This window comes from Bacteroidia bacterium, from assembly GCA_041391665.1.
GTDB lineage: Bacteria > Bacteroidota > Bacteroidia > J057 > J057 > JAGQVA01.
The window spans coordinates 1,336,909-1,354,106 of the sequence record JAWKNO010000003.1 but is presented as its reverse complement, the minus strand read 5'-3'; the positions used below and the strand labels follow the sequence as shown (position 1 = coordinate 1,354,106).

Here is a 17,198-nt window from a genome sequence, read left to right as displayed (position 1 = left end):
CTGATCTGTAGTTATGCTAAATAAAGTACTTATTGCCAATCGGGGTGAAATCGCCCTGAGAATCCAGCGTACGTGCCGTGAAATGGGTATTAAAACGGTAGCCGTTTATTCTACTGCTGATAAAAACAGCCTGCATGTCAGGTTCGCCGATGAAGCGGTCTGCATTGGCCCTCCCTCCAGCCGGGAAAGTTATCTCAATATGGCCAATATTATCTCCGCTGCTGAAATATGCGGTGTTGATGCCATCCACCCGGGCTATGGATTCCTCTCCGAAAATGCTGAGTTCTCTCAGCTTTGCGAAGATCACGGGATAAAATTTATCGGTCCCAGCGCGGCAGTCATTAACGCTATGGGGGATAAATCTACCGCCAAAGAGTTTATGATTAAAGCGGGTGTACCTGTAGTTCCCGGTTCTGATGGTCTGCTCGAATCTCTGGAACAGGCATATGAAATTGCCGAAGTCTGTGGCTACCCTGTCTTGCTGAAAGCTACTGCCGGTGGTGGTGGAAAAGGTATGCGTAAGGTGCACAAGCCGGAAGAAATGGAAGATGCATGGAATAGTGCCCGTACAGAAGCCGGAGCCGCTTTTGGCAATGATGGTCTCTACCTCGAAAAATTTGTGGAGGAACCCCGCCACATTGAAATCCAGATCATGGCCGACCAACATGGCAATGTGTACCATTTAGGGGAAAGGGATTGTACGATCCAACGCCGCCATCAAAAACTGGTAGAAGAAACCCCCAGCCCGGTTCTCTCCGCCGAGACCCGCGAGAAAATGGGCGACGCAGCAGTTAAAGCTGCCAAATTTGTCAACTACGAAGGGGCCGGTACCGTAGAGTTTCTCTATGATAAACACGGGGATTTCTACTTTATGGAAATGAATACCCGAATACAGGTCGAACACCCTGTAACCGAAGAGTTGTTTGATGTGGATCTGGTGGGTGAACAAATCCGTGTAGCCGCCGGTGAAGAGATCAAAGAACCCTACAAAATGATCGAAAACCGCTGCGCCATGGAAGTTCGTATCAATGCAGAGGATATCCTCCACGATTTCCGCCCTTCCCCCGGCTCGATCAAATACTTCCACAAACCTGGTGGCCTGAAGGTCAGGGTCGATACTCATGCTTTCTCCGGTTATGTGATTCCGCCATATTACGACTCCATGATTGGCAAACTGATCGTTTCCGGACCGACCCGGGAAGCTGTGATTGCCAAAATGGAAAGAGCACTGGAAGAATTTATCGTCGAAGGTGTGAAAACTACCATTCCCTTCCACCGCCAACTGATGCGGGACGAAAGATTCCGCTCAGGTATCTACTCTACCAATTTCCTGGAAGGATTTAAAATCGATCCCGACGACGCGTACTAATCCTGTAGCTGATCGATGATGCGATAAAATCGCAATTCATCAGACATAGAAATTGAAAAACCAACCCGGATTACCTATATTCGTATAATCGGAAAGTTAAGATTTCATTGCCTATGTCTCAAAATCTGAATAACCCTGTCTCCGGATCCGCAAAACCTCAAAGCAGAGTGATCAATGTCCGCATTATGGACGGCGACGAACTGCCCGAGTTTCCCATACCGGTTTCTTTCGAAATTGGCCTTAATGCAGTCGCTTCTGCTGTCATCGCCGGTATCAATGGCATGGCTAAAGAAGGCGCAAAAAGCTATGAGGACTTTAAAGCAGGGAAAATTGATCAGACGCAGATGACTTTCCGTGTGGTCAGCAAAGGTACCGAGCAGGCGCTTAAAGGTGGCGCGCGTACCGCTTCCGGCCTGGCTATTTCTGAAGGTGCGAAGCGTGTCCTTAAAAAAAGATTTGGAGAGGCGGTCCTAAAACGCCTGAGCCGCCACAACGCATTGACCGCTTTTGCTTTTTTTATTGTCGATCAGTCGGCAGATACCTATAAACTCTATCAGGGGCAGATTCAGTCTGACCAATATAAAATAAATACACTCTCCAATCTGGGTACTACCGGCGGTTCTATCGGTGGTGCTGCTGCAGGTGCAGTGCTGGGTTCGGTGGTACCCGGACTAGGTACGGCCGTAGGTGCTATGCTGGGCGGGATGCTGGGCGCGATGAGCGGAAGCGCTGGCGGCCAGTCACTGGGAGAAGTATTATTTAAGCTTCCTGAAAAGGAAGAAAAGGCATAGGTTCTGAGTAGGAATATATGCTATTTCCATGAATCAGCTATTAAAACAAGCATTGGTGCTTAATGCTCTTCAATTTCAGGCTCATGATTCTGATTTCATGAGCGCTCATCAAAAAAAAATCCTATACGATTTTTTATAAAGCCTATAAATCTGAAGATATAGTTAAAGTTGTTTCAGTATGGCATCAGGGTAGGTTAACAAGTAGTTGGAAACCCTATATTGACGATCTGATTATCCTCTCTTTTTGTTCTGAATTATTCAGAACGCTTTTCCAAGTCCGCATTTTTCATACAGACAGGTCTTCCGTCTAAAATAATTCCCTACATTTGTTTTACACTGGAAGATGTTGACAAATGAATCCCGGAGTTAGCGGATGGTTGAAACGTTTTGTTACGCATAAAGCAAAGGCCTTCCTTGAAGCGCCTGATGCCTCCTATACACGCTCTCAGCTGGAACTGGATTTCAGCAGTTATGAATACCTCTATCATATTATTCAGCCTACCGGATTGATGTACGGGTATCCCATTCGATTTATTGAGGCGCCTCACCCCAAAGCCAGTGAATGGACAGAAAAAGATAAAGTAAAAGTTCTACTCGCCGAAAGTTATATCAGCAGTGGATTGTACTTTCGCTATGACGAAAACCAGGATATGGCTGTAACTGTGCAACAGGTACTCGAAGATATCCGCAACTACTACGCAGAAAACTATCACCTATACAGCGAAAATCGCAATAGCCTTTTTGGCAGAAAACGTGAAACCATTTCCCAAATCGAATATATCCTCGATCAACGGATCAGCATAAAATACGACTGGCGAAATTTCTGGACCAGTTTTTTTCACAACAGCTTCCTGTTTTTTGATCTGATCAACTTTGTGCAATGGATGGAAACACAGGGTGATCCGCCCCTGCCTGAAAGCGAACAACAAAATATTAAAATTCAGCGGCAAAATCTCCGGCTTCTGATCCTCCAGGTCATCGCTGCCGCCGCTCATGCCGATGAGGGAGTAAAACGCGAAGCCCGCGAACTCTTTAATTACTTCCTGCAGTCGGCTAATTTACCCGCCCACAAAAAAAAACAGGCTGAATCCGCTTTTAATAAAGGAATCAACCTTGAAACCCTTAACCTCTCCGAGGTAAAAAGCTGGGCGATGAAAAAGTATTTCCTCGAACTGGCGATTCTCACCACCTGGGCAAACCGACATATCTCTGATTCGGAAAAGGCTTTCCTCTCTAACCTCGCCAATCAACTGAAACTTACCCCCGAGGAACTTACCCATAGTATGTCCGCCGTAGAAAATTTTGTCTTCGAATACTGGGATCAGGTTCATTATCTTCAGATTAAACAAAACTATCGTATTGTGAGCGAGCGGCTCATCCAGCGGATGGGACAAACTGCCCGGAAAAATCAAAAACGCATTTCTCTGGAAATCGCTGAAAGCCGCGAGCTGGTCATGTTGTTGCGAAAAGGTACCACCCAAACGCTCACTGCCGAAGAGAAAGAAAAGGTCAGAGAACAACTCCTCGATATTCTCAGGGCGATCCCGGCATTTACCTTTCTCCTGCTGCCAGGTGCTTTTATTACGCTGCCGATTCTGTTCAGAATTATTCCCAAAAATATACTCTATCCCAGCTCATTCCGAGATGAAGAATAAAACCTGCAGCCTGTAATTGAGTTATACTGCCAAAATCGAATCATTGTCATGCCTAAGGCTTATATTCTTACTATTTCAGATATTGTCAGGGAAACGCCGGACGCAGTAACCATCCGGTTTGAGCAGCCGTCTTTTGGCCGAATCTGGTACTACCCCGGCCAATTTATTACCCTTAGGGTTGAAATAGATGGCGTAAATCATTACCGGTCTTATTCCATCTCAAGCGTACCTCAACTGGATAAGTTTTTGTCTGTGACCGTAAAACGAGTGGCCGGCGGATTGATTTCCAACTATATTATCGACCATTTCGCGCCCGGAAAAAAGGTGGTTGTGCTCGAACCCCGCGGAAAGTTTTACCTGGAGACCGGGTCAAAAAATAAACGGCATATTGTACTTTTTGGTGCAGGAAGCGGCATTACCCCGCTGATATCCATTCTTCGGGCTGTATTGTATCAGGAACCTGCCAGCAGCGTGTCGCTGTTTTACGCCAATCGTGATGAGGCGCAGGTGATCTTTGGCGAATGGCTGACAAGGTTGGAAAAACAGTTTCCGCAAAGATTAAAAATATGGTACGGATTTTCACGGCCTGATAACCCCTTAGCCGGGAATTTTTATCAGGGAAGAATTACGCCTGAAAAAATGCCGCAGTTGCTTGCTGCGATTGCTCCCGGGGAGAAGTCGATATTTTTTCTTTGCGGGCCTTCTGGCTATATGGATGCCGTAAGCCAGGGTCTTGCAGCAGCAGGGATAGATAAGGAAAATATTCACCGCGAACTTTTCTTTGCAGATAAAGACGAAAAAAAGCTGACCGCAGCATTTGGCCCTTCCCGGGAAGTTACGGTTATGACAGCGGGACAAACCTATCACCTGACCGTACCGCCGGGCACTACGATATTGGATGCTGCACTCAGTCAGAAAGTATATTTGCCTTATTCCTGCCGCCGGGGAGTGTGTTCTACCTGTATGGGAACCTTAAAAAGCGGGAAAGTTTCGATGGATCAGGAGGATGCTTTGCTCGATTTTGAGAAAGCGATGGGATATGTTTTAGTATGTCAGGCACATCCGGAATCAGATGATGTATGCATTGATATTGGGGAAAGCTGAAAAAACGACTACTTTTGCGGGCCAATATTCACCAGAAAAGAGAATCCTGATTTATGATTAGTATCCATATCGAAGACAGAGACGGAACAAAACGTACACTGGAAATAGAAGAAAATCCCTCAGGCAGCCTGATGGAAATACTTACTGCCGAAAATTTTGATGTACCCGCGATCTGTGGCGGCATTGCGGGTTGTGGCACCTGCCATATAGCGATTTTGAAAGGTGGTGAAACACTCGAATCTCCCGAAGAAGATGAGGTGTTTATGCTGGATTCATTGTCCAACTATACGCCTCAGAGTCGTCTTTCGTGTCAGCTTCCGCTTACACGCTCACTGGATGGAGCAGAAATCAAGGTGCTGGGAGACGGCGACTAAAAAAAAGGGGACAATCCTTGTGTGGATTGTCCCGGCCTTCAATGAAGATTGTACTTACTAAAAAGAGTCTGGAGTTGTGTTCAATGGTATTAGTCTGTTACAACGACCAGGTACTTGCTGTTTTTCCAAAACTTATCAGGATTGGTAATTTCTAGTACCTCGGTGTTATTCTCACTGGCAATCACGTAAGAGTCTGCCGGATGGTTGGTAACCAGTTTAGCTTTTTTGCTTTCAAGCGGAATGCTGAATACTTCGGTGATATCAATTTTTGTAAAGTCATTTTCAGAAATATCACTTCCCAGCTTTTTTGTTCCACCGATTCCGAGGAAGCCACCGTCTTTTTCAAGGATATTTTTTTCCTTCAACATTTTCGCCGAACCTTTTACGAAGTAGGCAGTGTGCAAAGCCATGGTTTTGGCGTCGATTTCTTCAGTCTGGACTTTGATCTTCTGATCCTGCTCTGTGATGCGCATGGATTGAGATTCGGTCTGACGGGTAAGGTTTTGGGTGATATGATTTAATGTATCAACCCGCATATTTAATTCTTCAATGCTGAAGTTTTTCTGAACGAGATCTTCTTTTAACATAGCGATTTCACCGTCTCTTTCAGTGAGCTGACGATTCAGACGGGCAATCATATTTCTAAACTGTGCGAGTTTGTTGTCAGAGTTTTTGATTTTTTCCTCAAGCTCGGCAATCATCGATTTGTTTTGAGCCATCAGTTCATCGATCATCTGGATATCTCCGAGGATTTTATCTTTGCCGGTTTTTCTCAGTTCCGGATCATCAGATTCCACTGATACGAGGTTTTCTCTTTCCTTAATCTGGTCGAGGTTTTCGCCAAATGTGTTGAAGGTGGAAAGAAAGTCATTGAGCACAGAGTCCTGCTGCTGACTTTGCGTGAGGAGGATCTTGTTTTGTTCTTCCAGTTGCTTCAGTTTATCTTTATTACAGCTAAACAGAACCATCGAGAGAAGCATTACAGCAAAGAGAGAGGTTTTTGGGAATATCATAACTTTTGAATTTTTCAGTTTTGGCTAAAAGAACCTTTCCCCTATAATGGCAATCGGAGTGCCAGTATGAGAATCGGTGTTAATTTGCTGATAGTCAGTATTTTGTTGTTTTTTGACTGGTGTATTTACTTATCGAATTGAGAAAACGAGTATCAGATTGAGAAGAAAAACACCCTGTTTGGCATAAATCGTCAAGTCCATTCGCGTAAAAAAAACCACAGGTTGAGAGAATGATTGTAGATTTGGAATAATTTATGAGGATAATAAATCCTATGATGTTATTTACAGAGCAGCTATGAGAGGCGAAAAAATTCAGTTTCTTTTATTGTGGTTGGTCCCTGTTCTGTTCTTACTTAGCTGTAACCTGGGTGATCGGAAGGTATATCCTGCATTCTATCACTGGAAAAGTCAGTTTGCACTGGAGGCCGCTCAGCAATCCTATCTGGAATCGCTGAAGGCAGAAACGCTATACATCCGGTTTTTTGATGTGGACTGGAATATTCCTAAAAATGAACCCGTACCGATTTCCAGTGTCTCCATAGATACTACCGGGCTTCGGGGCAGGCAAGTCATTCCCACTGTGTATATCACCAACCGGGCAATGGCTAATATCAGCTATGAAGATGTGCCCGCACTCGGCGAGAAAATCCTCCACAGAATAGAAAAAATAGCGGGAAGTCTTCCCTTTCAGGAAATACAGATGGACTGCGACTGGTCGGAAAAGAGCCGCGACAATTATTTTCGTTTACTTGACCACCTTCGGACCAGGCTTGTATCGAGGCAGATTCAGCTTTCCGCTACCATTCGTCTCCACCAGATCAAATACTACAATATCACGGGCGTACCGCCGGTTGACAGAGGGATGCTTATGTTTTATAATATGGGCGACATTCGCGATATGGCAGAGGAAAACTCGATACTGAACCTGAAAACTGCCGAAAAATATCTGGAAAACTTTGATGAATACCCGGTGCATCTCGATATCGCATTGCCCGTCTTTTCATGGGGCGTGGTCATGCGAAATGATGAAACCATTCACCTGATCAATAGCTTGCGGGCAGAACAACTAAAAGATGAAACCAGGTTTAAATTCCTTCAGCCACAGATCGTAAAGGTGATTAAAAGCACCTATATCAACGGATATTATCTTTATCAGGACGATTTTATCAGGCTCGAAGGCGTCTCAATGGGCGCGCTGGAAGAGTCCGCAGAAATGCTTGCAGAGCTGATTGAAGATGACAGCCTGCGGGTTTGTTTTTATCATTTAGATACTCCCACAATGGAAAGATATACATTTGAAGATCTTGAAGGAATCTGTAAGGTATTTTATTGATTTACATCCCTGTTTTTCCCAACTTCATCCCCGGAAAGCATAACCCGCCAACCCAAACCCATGAAAAAAGTATTTTCTCTCTTTCCTTTTGCTCTGGCTATTTTTTTTACCGTAAAACCCATTGAAACCTCACGGGCCTGTGGTTTTGATCCTGAAGATTTTTTCTTTGGTTATTCCTTCTTCGATCCGGCCCTTACAGCCCAACCCGATTATAGCGCCCTTTTCCTGAGTTTTGACCGGTTTTATGATTATAACTGGAACTCCAATGAATTCCGGCAAAACTACAATCTCCTCGAATGGCAGGACTTCTATCAAAACAAGCCTTCTGTAGAAGATATATCTTATGTCGTGTACAAAGCTACCGACGATGCCTTGATCGAGACCAAAAAATATGTAGATGGTAAAACTCAATCTCTCCCGGCTGACCTTCAAAATAACTCACTGGTAGAATATTGGGTAAAGAAGAATATGACCAGCCCGATCTGTTATCTGGTTTTTGCCAAACAGTGTGAGCCTCATGTCAACTGGGATCCTTATGCCTGGGAAGAAGACGCGCAGACGCGCGATGAGTCACAAATGGAACAACTGCTGGGTTCAGGCATTGAACAATATGAGGCTGCCAAAAATCAGTTTATCAAAATGCGGTTTGGTTATCAGGTAGTAAGGCTTGCCCATTACCTCGGTAAGTATGAAGATTGTATCCGCTTCCACGATGAAATGGTAGAGCCACTCAAAGGTCAGGTCAAAAGCGAAATCTACTATTGGTCGCTGGGACATAAAGCAGGTGCATTGCAGGCAATGGGCGACAGCAATCAATCTGCCTACTTGTTTTCTCTCGTTTTTGACCATAGTCCGACCAAACGAGTACCCGCATGGCTGAGTTTTCATATTGAAGATGATGCGCAATGGGAGGCTGTCATGAACCTTTGTCAGAGTAAAGAAGAGAAAGCCAATCTTCTGTTTATGCGTGCCATTGACTTCAACAGCAGATCTGTGGATGAAATGGCGGCAATATATGCTATCGATCCGGGGTCTGAAAAACTGGATATACTACTTGCCAGAGAGATCAACAAACTGGAATACGATTACTTTGGCTGGGACTTTGACTTTGCTTTTCCGCTGAAGCAGGAATACAACGGCGTATCAAAGGAAAATGCCCATGAATATCTGGAAAACCTGAGCGATTTTGTGCAGAAAGCCAATTCGGATAAAAAAATCCATTCTCCCCAGCTATGGCGGTTGGCGGAAGGATATCTGGCGTTTATGAATAGCAGCTTCGACCGGGCAGATCAACTGTTTGCGGTGGAAGCAAGAAATACAAAAGATGCCCGTATCCAACAATCGGCGCAACTTTTCCGCTGGGTAATCGCTGTGAGCAGGCTAAAATCGGTGGATCTTCGCACGGAGGATAAATTATTCAGCGAATGGGAGCAACTGACCTTTGAACCGGATGCCCACGAGCTGAAAGAAAAATCAGGTAAATATCTCCTGAACACCCTGGCCCGGTTGTACACCCTTCAAAATGAACCGGGGAAAGCTTTCCTGTGTAAGGGAGATGTCTATTCGCTCTTATATCAACCAACAGAATCGGTCGTGGATAATCTGTTGGGATGGACAAAAACGCTGGAAAGCCGCCCGGCAAATTCCCTCGAAAAACACCTGCTAAGCAAACTCGCAGTGGATCATCAACGGGAATTTTTACAGATGATGAAAGCGACATTTTATCTGCAGGCTCATAAAGAGGAAGAGGCCGCAGCACTGATCCGCTCAATACCTGCCAGCGTAAGAGAGGGGATCACCGGCTATTATATACCCAGTGATCCGTTTGTGGCCCAGACCAAAGACTGCCTGGACTGTATGGAAGATCAGGAAAAAGGGCCTTACAATAAGCTGACTTTTGCCGAAAAACTCATCGCTCTCAAAAAAGAGGCCCAAAGCAATTCCTTCAAAGCTGCGGAAAATTACTTTTTGCTGGGAAATGCTGCGTACAACATTACCTACTTTGGTCATGCGTGGCAGGCTACAACCTATTTCCGTAGCAGCATCGACTGGTATGGGTTTGGGCAGTCCGAAGATGACCCATATTATCAGGATCAGCAAAGTATTTTCACAGATATGGACACCCCTGAGGCGTATTATGAGAAGGCCATCGAAGCCGCTGAAGCTTCAGGAAGTCGCGAACTGGCCGCCAAAGCTACTTTTATGGCTGCCAAATGTGAGCAAAACAGGTTTTACCTCGCCGGACTTACGGACTACGATAATCTTGATCAGAAGCCGCAATATCGCACGCGGTTTGATCAGCTTATTTCTGATTATTCGGATACAGATTATTACAAAGAAGTTTTGGAGGAATGTTCGTACCTCAATTTTTATGTCTGGCTGAAAGGCAACTAAAATCCATACTGTAGTCCAAAACTGTGCTTCAGGTAATAGTTATAGCCCCAGTACTGGTCCGGATTGTTGAGCCGGTCTTTATTGATGAGCATATTGGCGTATAAGACCGAGCACATAGTAAAACTTACCCTGCGGTATATCCGGAGCTCTGCGCCAATACCGCCGGAAGAAGTCATGTGTATATATGTCTCAAAGGGATAAAAATTGATGGATTCCTCTTCCAGTCGGGATTTGCGTAAAATCCACTGGGTTTTGGGATCATCATACGGGTTGTCAATCCTGCTGATATTGTAGGCATTCATGCCCATCACATTATAACCCAGCCCCGCCTGCCAATAGGGCCTGAAACGCTTTGCCAGATCGTCATTCATATACTGACGCATAAAAAATCCCAGGTCCCAGCCTCCCCCCCACATTCGGGAGTAGGCAAAAGGGTCGTCAGGAGAAGTATCCACCGGATAAGAAGGTACATCAAGGTCAAGCCGCAACCCCCAGGTGTAGCGATTACTTCTCCGTCGGAGAAAGCTGATGCCAATCCCGGGGTTGTTGTAGTTGCTGAAAAACCTTTTCACAGAGTCCTTTCCCCAATACACTGGCGCATGTACATTGTTGAGGTGAACTTCCAGCGCCCACCGGCTTCGCATCCATCGGGGCTGTAGAGGATCTGCGAGTGCATAAGCAGAGGGTTTGAGTGGCTGATGTTTGAAAAAAACCTTTCGGGAAATTTCTCCCCCCGGGATCAATCGGATATGTTGTAAAGGCAGCCCAGAAACCGCAGCGGAATCGCGTTTAGCCAAAGAGGCTTTTCCGTCGTCCTGTTTATGGGGAGCAACTACGAAATCAGGCGTTATATCCGCAGAAATCTCCTTTGCAATTGAATCTTCCGGGGAATGGAGAGATATCCTCCGGCTTATTGAGATAACAGCGCCATTATTTTTCGAAGCAGAAACAGGCTGCGAATAATTTACTTCCGCCGGAGGTGTGAGTTCCGGGGCCACAGTTTCTGGCGGCAGGGCAGCGGTAGAGTGGTCGTGATGATCATGGGGGATACCGGGTATGTTTACCTCGCAGAAAATCACCCATACCAATAGAAGAATCAACCCGGCATCAGCAAAAAACAGCCATCCACCCCGTCTTTTTCTGCTTTGTGCTCCTGACAGCATAGCCTCCATTTCCTGCCAGTTTGCCCCTTTTATCGGGGGGCGCGCATCGAGGACCTTCTTTTTAATAATTGAATCCAGTTTAGCCATTATTCACCCTCCTTTCCCGTTGGTCAATCACATCTGCCAGCAAGCGCCTTATCTGCTTTTTGGCAGATGTAAGATATGCGCGGGACGTCGATTCCCTGATTTTTAACATTTTACTGATCTCTTTGTGTGCGTAGCCTTCGATCACACAAAGGTTAAATACGGTCCTGTACATAGGACCCAGTTGTTGTAAAAGCGCCAGAATATATTCAGCCTCCATATCTGCGACGACATCTTCGGCGACTTCCAGATCATAGATTTCCTCAATCGGCACATCAGGCAGACGCCGGTTGATTTTCCGAAGGTAATCCAGACACAGGTTGATCATGATCCGTTTCATCCATCCTTCGAGAGACCCCTTTCCCTCAAATTTTCGGATGTTCTGAAAAATTTTGATAAACCCTTCCTGCACCAGATCGTACACCTGGTCCTTGTCTTTGAGGTATCGCATGCAGATATAAGACATCGCCCCGAAATATTTTTCGTAGAGTTGTCGCTGGCTGTCGCGATCCTGTTTGCGACAGCCCTCCAGCATTTTTTCCTCAGTAATGTCTATCACTCTGGCCTCCATTGCGGCGCTTTGAAAAGAGACGCCGGGTAAAACATAATCGCTGTAGTCAGCCAAAAATAATTGTCACATTTTCTTTTGGACGGGTGTTTTGTAAGAAACGAATTTATGCAAACATTCATTTATTCAGACCAAAACCTTTCGGAAGGGCAGTCCCACAATAGCGGGGAGAGGCCTTCTGACGGAGCTTTGCTGGATGCTTATTCGCAGGCAGTGGTATCCGCTTCGAGAAAAGTAAGCCCGGCAGTTGTCCATATTGAGGTGAAAGGAGAAAATAACAAGTCTGCCCGCAACCGCCGGGGTCAGGGCTCCGGAACCGGGTCAGGTTTTATGATTACACCTGACGGATTTTTAGTGACAAACAGTCATGTCGTAGAGAAAGCAAAAGAGATAAAAATTTCTTTAGCAGACGGGCAGACATTCCTTGGCGAAAAAGTAGGTGACGACCCTGCAACAGATCTGGCAGTAGTAAAGGTATCGGGGAATGGATTGCCAGCAGCGAGTTTTGGTGATTCGACCCTGCTTCAGGTGGGGCAGCTGGCGATTGCGATTGGCAATCCTTACGGATTTGAATATACGGTAACCGCAGGGGTGGTCAGCGCACTTGGGCGGTCGCTTCGGTCGCAGTCTGGGAGACTGATCGACAATGTGATTCAGACGGATGCAGCCCTCAACCCCGGAAACTCCGGCGGGCCGCTAGTCAGTAGCAGCGGGGAAGTCATTGGGGTGAATACGGCGGTGATTTTACCGGCACAGGGAATTTGTTTTGCCATCGCTGCGGAGACAGCTTCCTTTATCGTAAGTCGCCTCATTACTCAGGGGTATATCCGCCGGGCATGGCTGGGTATATCGGGGCAGACCATTCGATTACCCGAACGCACAAGAAATCTCCTGGGCCTTACCGGAAGAGGCGGCGTATTGATCAGGGGGATAGAGGCTGATGGCCCGGCCAACCAGTCTGCATTGCGGGAAGGTGATGTGATTATTGGGTACGATGACCGCGAGGTGAGTAGTATCGATAGCCTCCACAAATGTCTGGATGAAAATGCTATTGGAAAAGCGGCGGTTCTCACATTGATTCGTGAAAGCCGGAAGGTGACCGAAATCGTTTTGCCGGGAGAAATCAAGTAAATTATACTCATCATATTAAGAGAGAACAGCTGCGAATGGATCGTGGCTGTTTTTTTGTGGCATCTTTTCACTCAAATTCGAAAATATCACAATATTTAGCTTATATTAAATGTTGGATAATATGAACTTTCTGCAAAAGCGATATATGCTATCAGATGTTCTACCCTGTCTATAGCTTTTCCCGTAGCTTCCTGTACAACTAAACAAATTACATTATGAAGATGCCTTTTAACGTACCGGCTGGTTTTCACGAAAGAAGTGCGGTAAAGTCCCGAACAATTTCCCGGAGTGGATTCGCTGACCAGGGCGTAATCTTTACCACCAGTGATAGCCCTTCTGAAAATGATTTCCCGAATCCATCCCAACTTATCGGTATGGAACTCGAAAACACAAAAAAGGGAGAAAGCGATCCCGATCGTTTTTTTAAGATTCTGGGTGGCTATTTTTATTCATTTGTCAATGGAACCCATACCACGCGCAAGGTTTTTGGAATTTGCCTGAGCCCAGCTGACGGTTTTGATATGACAGAAGGCGGGTCTGTTTTTATAAAGGAACATTGGGAAACCCCTTCCCATACAGATAAAGGGCTCGATGAAACCCTGCCTTATGAAGGTAGTTTTATTCAGGGCTGGACCTTTATTGTCGTACCCAAAACAGGGGACAAAGTGTATCCCCTTAGCGGAGATCCACTGCGTATTTTTTCTGATTGTGGTAAGGTTACCGGATTGGCGGTTGAAAAAATAGAAACTTCGTCTTCGGAGCAGGTCGTGAAGGCTACGGCTACGGTTTCGGGTACACAACCCGAACGCTATATATGGAATTGGGGCGATGGCAGTCCTGAGACGGAAACTTCTTCCCCCGAAGCAACCCATACTTACAATAAACCCGATGGCCGTGCGGCTACTTATACGATTGTCTTAAAAACAGAGGGCCCGGGTAGTTGCGGAAGTGAAGGTGAAACCTCTGTAACAATTGAACCAGCACAGCTTATAACCGTACCATGCCCTGAGCTTGAAAGTTTGAAAGTCGCTGTCACCGGCGAAACAAATATTTCCGTAACGGTATTGGTCAAAGCCTCCTTTACCGGAGGTATGCCTGCCGAATTTATATGGGAATGGGGCGATGGATCTGCCCCGGAAACCAGCCGGACTGCGGAAGCCACTCATTCCTATCAACGGACGACCACCGCCAAAACCTATAAAATCGGACTCGCCGCCAACGGCCCCGAAAAATGTACTTCGGGAGGAAAAGCTACCGTGGAGGTAGGCGCTATCATTGAAGAGCCGCAGGAGTGCCCGGTGCTTACAGGCGTAACAGCAGCCATAACAGCTCAGGATGAGACAACCGTAACCGTCGTGGCTACGGCAGCCACATCGGGCCCTGCCCCCGAAAAATACGAATGGAACTGGGGGGATGGTTCGCCAAAAGAAACAACCACCGGCCCGGAGGCTACCCATCATTATTTGAAACCATCTGGATCGTCGACAAATAAAACCATTTCACTGGAGATCTCCGGCCCCAAAGATTGTAAATCTTCGGGAGAGACATCTGTGGTGATTCCTCCAAAAACAGTCGTTACGACCACCTGTCCCGATATTACCGGTGTGGTTGTCCGTTCCGCCAAAGCGCTGGACGAAAAAACCTGGCAGGTCGAACTGGAAGTTACTTATACCGGTCCCAAGCCTGATAAATTTGAATGGACATGGGGCCAGGGAGGAAGTCCGGAAACAACTACGGGTGCCAAGGCGTCTCATAAATTTCCGCGAAAGGCCAACGACTACACAGCAAGTGTTACCGTGAAAACTACAGGCCCGGGCTCATGCAGCGGTATAGCGAGCAAAGAGGTAACGATCTCCAAAGAAGAAGTCAAAGAAGTTTCCCTTTGGTGTAAACTTATGTCTTACCTGGTCGCTTTTCTGGCTTCGCTGGCATTGGGAACCCTGTTGGTGTGTATTGTCGCCGAAACGGTCGAACAAACTACCGACCCCGCCATACTGATTGTAACAGCGCTCACGCTGGCTATGTTTATGGTTGCAGTTGTGATATGGATGATACAGGGCAAAAAACGCGGCTGCCCTCCCGGAAAATGTGACTGGCTGGCTATCGGATGGAGTTCTATGCTTGCAGGACTGGGTACAAGCTTTTTCATGCTCAATTGTATGGATTCATGGATACCTATGGCCATCGGTTTTCTGGTTGCAGGTGGAATTTTCGGCTTTTTCTGGTTTAGAGACTGTGCTGCAAAAGTCGGGGCAAATACCTTTTTTGTCTACTTTTTCCTGTCAGTAATCGCGACACTGATCGTTATGTTTGGGATTGCCGCGCCGATTTTAAATTGCGCATAATACACCAGGTTTTATACGTGAGAAAAAGCTCCTGATATTCAGGAGCTTTTTCGTTTTCTCTTGTCAGGGTTTAACACTATATTTGCACAGTAAATACTCAGGTCTATGAAGATGCCGGAAATGATAACTGGGGGTATTGTAAATGAAAAAAACCTGATATGTCGCAGACAAAAGTAATGATTGTTGATGACGAGGTCGATATTCTCGATCTGTTGGAGTATAACCTTGAGAAGGAAGGTTATAAGGTGATCAAAGCAATGGATGGTGAGGAGGCAGTAAAGCAGGCACGAGAGCATAAACCTGATCTGATTTTACTTGATATTATGATGCCCCGGATGGACGGTATTGAAACCTGCCGCCAGATTCGTGAAATCAAGGGGATGAAAGGCGTTTTTATCGTATTTCTGACGGCAAGATCGGAAGAGTATTCAGAGTTGGCCGGGTTTGATGCAGGTGCAGATGACTATATTCCCAAACCTGTGAAGCCCCGTGTACTGCTCAGCCGTATCAGAGCAATCCTCCGGCGGGATATGGAAGAAGGCGATACCGATAAACTGATCGTTCACGATCTCGAAATCATTCGGGATGAGTATATCGTAAAAAAAGGCGAAGAGATCATTTCCTTACCCCGGAAAGAATTTGAGCTGTTGCAGTTTCTGGCTTCACATCCCGGAAAAGTATTCAAACGGGAAAAACTGCTGGAAAAAGTCTGGGGAGATGTATTTGTCGTTGATCGTACCGTTGATGTGCACGTGCGAAAGCTGAGGGAAAAGATCGGCGAGACTTATATTCAGACGGTCAAAGGGGTAGGATATAAATTTATGAAGGAAGAGTAATCATCTGTCCATATACTGGTTGCTGAGGTTTCTGCATTTATCGTCATCCTTTAAATATGACTCAAAAAATACCCTCCTCGATTTTTGTTTCGCTATATCTGGCAATTGGATTGTCTGGCCTCTATATCGTACTGAGGGAGGTTCTGGAGCCGGTTCCGGATACGTTGGTTTACGAGGCACTGATTTTTTTCTTCGTGAGTTTTATCGTGCTCGTGGTAACCCTGGAATGGGTCGTTTTTCGCCGGTTAAAGAATCTTCATCTTGTCAATCAGCGGGAAATTAAAAAACTCAAGGATCTGGAAGCCTATCGTCGCGAATTTTTGGGGGAGGTATCACACGAATTAAAAACTCCCATATTTGCCGTCCAGGGTTTTATCCATACCCTGATAGATGGTGCGATGAATGATGAGAAAGTGCGGGTGAAGTTTTTGAAAAAAGCCATGAAAAATGCCGATCGCCTATCCAATCTGGTAGAAGATCTGTTGATCATTACCCAGGCAGAGTCAGGCGAAATGGATATGAAAATCCGGAAATTCCCGATATACGAACTGGTGCGGGATGTCATGGACTCACTCGAATATAAATTCAACAAAAAAGGTCGTACAATCACCTATCACATTATTTCTAATAATAATGAAGAGGTAATGGTGCTTGCTGACAGAGAACGCATTCATCAGGTATTGTCAAATCTCGTCGACAATGCTGTAAAATATGGAGATGCAGGAGGCACAGGAAATGGAGAGGTCCGGATCATTCTTACAAATTCTGGTGATAAGATGTATATCAGCGTGGCCGACGATGGCCCGGGTATTGAGGCAGAACATCTGGAGAAGATTTTCAGAAGATTTTACCGGGTAGATAAAAGCCGGTCAAGAGAAAAAGGCGGTACCGGGCTTGGACTGGCCATTTGCAAACACCTGATCAAAATGCATGGCGAACAGCTCACCGTAGAAAGCGAAGTAAATAAAGGAACTACTTTCCGCTTTAGCCTGAAAAAGGCAGCATAATCAGATTAAAACTTTTTTAGTATAGGGTTAA

The 17,198-nt window shown here is 45.8% G+C and carries 14 protein-coding genes; 11 read left to right on the top strand and 3 right to left on the bottom strand.

Features of this window, described 5'->3' with window-relative positions:
* The first annotated feature begins 13 nt into the window (after nucleotides 1-13).
* The 5 genes from accC (at nucleotide 14) to R3D00_28240 (ending at nucleotide 5,293) form a co-directional block, all read left to right on the top strand.
* Nucleotides 14-1,369, top strand: coding sequence for an acetyl-CoA carboxylase biotin carboxylase subunit (gene accC / locus R3D00_28260; GenBank protein ID MEZ4777103.1), 1,356 nt, complete (start codon nucleotides 14-16; stop codon nucleotides 1,367-1,369).
* 113 nt (nucleotides 1,370-1,482) lie between these two features.
* The gene (locus R3D00_28255; protein MEZ4777102.1) at nucleotides 1,483-2,160 is read left to right on the top strand and encodes a hypothetical protein; all 678 of its coding nucleotides are present in this window, start codon (nucleotides 1,483-1,485) and stop codon (nucleotides 2,158-2,160) included.
* A 353-nt stretch (nucleotides 2,161-2,513) separates the two neighbouring features.
* On the top strand, nucleotides 2,514-3,815 hold the full coding sequence (locus R3D00_28250; GenBank protein MEZ4777101.1) for a hypothetical protein: 1,302 nt from the start codon (nucleotides 2,514-2,516) through the stop codon (nucleotides 3,813-3,815).
* 48 nt (nucleotides 3,816-3,863) lie between these two features.
* A complete protein-coding gene (locus R3D00_28245; GenBank protein ID MEZ4777100.1) occupies nucleotides 3,864-4,919 on the top strand; it encodes a ferredoxin--NADP reductase in 1,056 nt (351 codons plus the stop codon).
* Nucleotides 4,920-4,972: 53 nt separating this feature from the next.
* A complete protein-coding gene (locus R3D00_28240; protein ID MEZ4777099.1) occupies nucleotides 4,973-5,293 on the top strand; it encodes a 2Fe-2S iron-sulfur cluster-binding protein in 321 nt (106 codons plus the stop codon).
* 89 nt (nucleotides 5,294-5,382) lie between these two features.
* Here R3D00_28240 and R3D00_28235 read toward each other — a convergent pair whose 3' ends face one another.
* Nucleotides 5,383-6,306: a hypothetical protein gene (locus R3D00_28235; protein ID MEZ4777098.1), complete on the bottom strand. Its 924-nt coding sequence runs from the start codon at nucleotides 6,304-6,306 to the stop codon at nucleotides 5,383-5,385.
* A gap of 295 nt (nucleotides 6,307-6,601) precedes the next feature.
* On the opposite strand from R3D00_28235, the gene R3D00_28230 reads away from it, so the two are divergent.
* The gene (locus tag R3D00_28230; protein ID MEZ4777097.1) at nucleotides 6,602-7,639 is read left to right on the top strand and encodes a hypothetical protein; all 1,038 of its coding nucleotides are present in this window, start codon (nucleotides 6,602-6,604) and stop codon (nucleotides 7,637-7,639) included.
* 60 nt (nucleotides 7,640-7,699) lie between these two features.
* Nucleotides 7,700-10,033: a hypothetical protein gene (locus R3D00_28225; protein MEZ4777096.1), complete on the top strand. Its 2,334-nt coding sequence runs from the start codon at nucleotides 7,700-7,702 to the stop codon at nucleotides 10,031-10,033.
* Here the strand turns inward: R3D00_28225 and R3D00_28220 are convergent.
* Entirely contained in the window at nucleotides 10,030-11,283 is a 1,254-nt protein-coding gene (locus tag R3D00_28220) for a hypothetical protein (GenBank protein ID MEZ4777095.1), read from the bottom strand. The genes R3D00_28225 and R3D00_28220 overlap by 4 nt on opposite strands.
* On the bottom strand, nucleotides 11,276-11,905 hold the full coding sequence (locus R3D00_28215) for an RNA polymerase sigma factor (protein ID MEZ4777094.1): 630 nt from the start codon (nucleotides 11,903-11,905) through the stop codon (nucleotides 11,276-11,278). The genes R3D00_28220 and R3D00_28215 overlap by 8 nt, the downstream gene beginning before the upstream one ends.
* Nucleotides 11,906-11,956: 51 nt before the next feature.
* Between R3D00_28215 and R3D00_28210 the strand changes: the two genes are divergently transcribed.
* The 4 genes from R3D00_28210 (at nucleotide 11,957) to R3D00_28195 (ending at nucleotide 17,167) form a co-directional block, all read left to right on the top strand.
* Nucleotides 11,957-12,979, top strand: a complete 1,023-nt coding sequence (locus tag R3D00_28210; GenBank protein MEZ4777093.1) for a trypsin-like peptidase domain-containing protein — start codon at nucleotides 11,957-11,959, stop codon at nucleotides 12,977-12,979.
* A gap of 215 nt (nucleotides 12,980-13,194) precedes the next feature.
* A complete protein-coding gene (locus tag R3D00_28205) occupies nucleotides 13,195-15,324 on the top strand; it encodes a PKD domain-containing protein (protein ID MEZ4777092.1) in 2,130 nt (709 codons plus the stop codon).
* Between the two features lie 158 nt (nucleotides 15,325-15,482).
* Nucleotides 15,483-16,160, top strand: a complete 678-nt coding sequence (locus R3D00_28200) for a response regulator transcription factor (GenBank protein MEZ4777091.1) — start codon at nucleotides 15,483-15,485, stop codon at nucleotides 16,158-16,160.
* 56 nt (nucleotides 16,161-16,216) lie between these two features.
* Complete coding sequence (locus R3D00_28195; protein MEZ4777090.1) at nucleotides 16,217-17,167, top strand: HAMP domain-containing sensor histidine kinase; 951 nt, start codon at nucleotides 16,217-16,219, stop codon at nucleotides 17,165-17,167.
* Nucleotides 17,168-17,198 lie beyond the last annotated feature (31 nt).

Excerpts from the sequence above, each read along its gene's own strand:
- accC (MEZ4777103.1), top strand. The coding sequence starts at position 14 with ATGCTAAATAAAGTACTTATTGCCAATCGGGGTGAAATCGCCCTGAGA.
- R3D00_28255 (MEZ4777102.1), top strand. The coding sequence starts at position 1,483 with ATGTCTCAAAATCTGAATAACCCTGTCTCCGGATCCGCAAAACCTCAA.
- R3D00_28250 (MEZ4777101.1), top strand. The coding sequence starts at position 2,514 with ATGAATCCCGGAGTTAGCGGATGGTTGAAACGTTTTGTTACGCATAAA.
- R3D00_28245 (MEZ4777100.1), top strand. The coding sequence starts at position 3,864 with ATGCCTAAGGCTTATATTCTTACTATTTCAGATATTGTCAGGGAAACG.
- R3D00_28240 (MEZ4777099.1), top strand. The coding sequence starts at position 4,973 with ATGATTAGTATCCATATCGAAGACAGAGACGGAACAAAACGTACACTG.
- R3D00_28235 (MEZ4777098.1), bottom strand. The coding sequence starts at position 6,306 with ATGATATTCCCAAAAACCTCTCTCTTTGCTGTAATGCTTCTCTCGATG.
- R3D00_28230 (MEZ4777097.1), top strand. The coding sequence starts at position 6,602 with ATGAGAGGCGAAAAAATTCAGTTTCTTTTATTGTGGTTGGTCCCTGTT.
- R3D00_28225 (MEZ4777096.1), top strand. The coding sequence starts at position 7,700 with ATGAAAAAAGTATTTTCTCTCTTTCCTTTTGCTCTGGCTATTTTTTTT.
- R3D00_28220 (MEZ4777095.1), bottom strand. The coding sequence starts at position 11,283 with ATGGCTAAACTGGATTCAATTATTAAAAAGAAGGTCCTCGATGCGCGC.
- R3D00_28210 (MEZ4777093.1), top strand. The coding sequence starts at position 11,957 with ATGCAAACATTCATTTATTCAGACCAAAACCTTTCGGAAGGGCAGTCC.
- R3D00_28205 (MEZ4777092.1), top strand. The coding sequence starts at position 13,195 with ATGAAGATGCCTTTTAACGTACCGGCTGGTTTTCACGAAAGAAGTGCG.
- R3D00_28200 (MEZ4777091.1), top strand. The coding sequence starts at position 15,483 with ATGTCGCAGACAAAAGTAATGATTGTTGATGACGAGGTCGATATTCTC.
- R3D00_28195 (MEZ4777090.1), top strand. The coding sequence starts at position 16,217 with ATGACTCAAAAAATACCCTCCTCGATTTTTGTTTCGCTATATCTGGCA.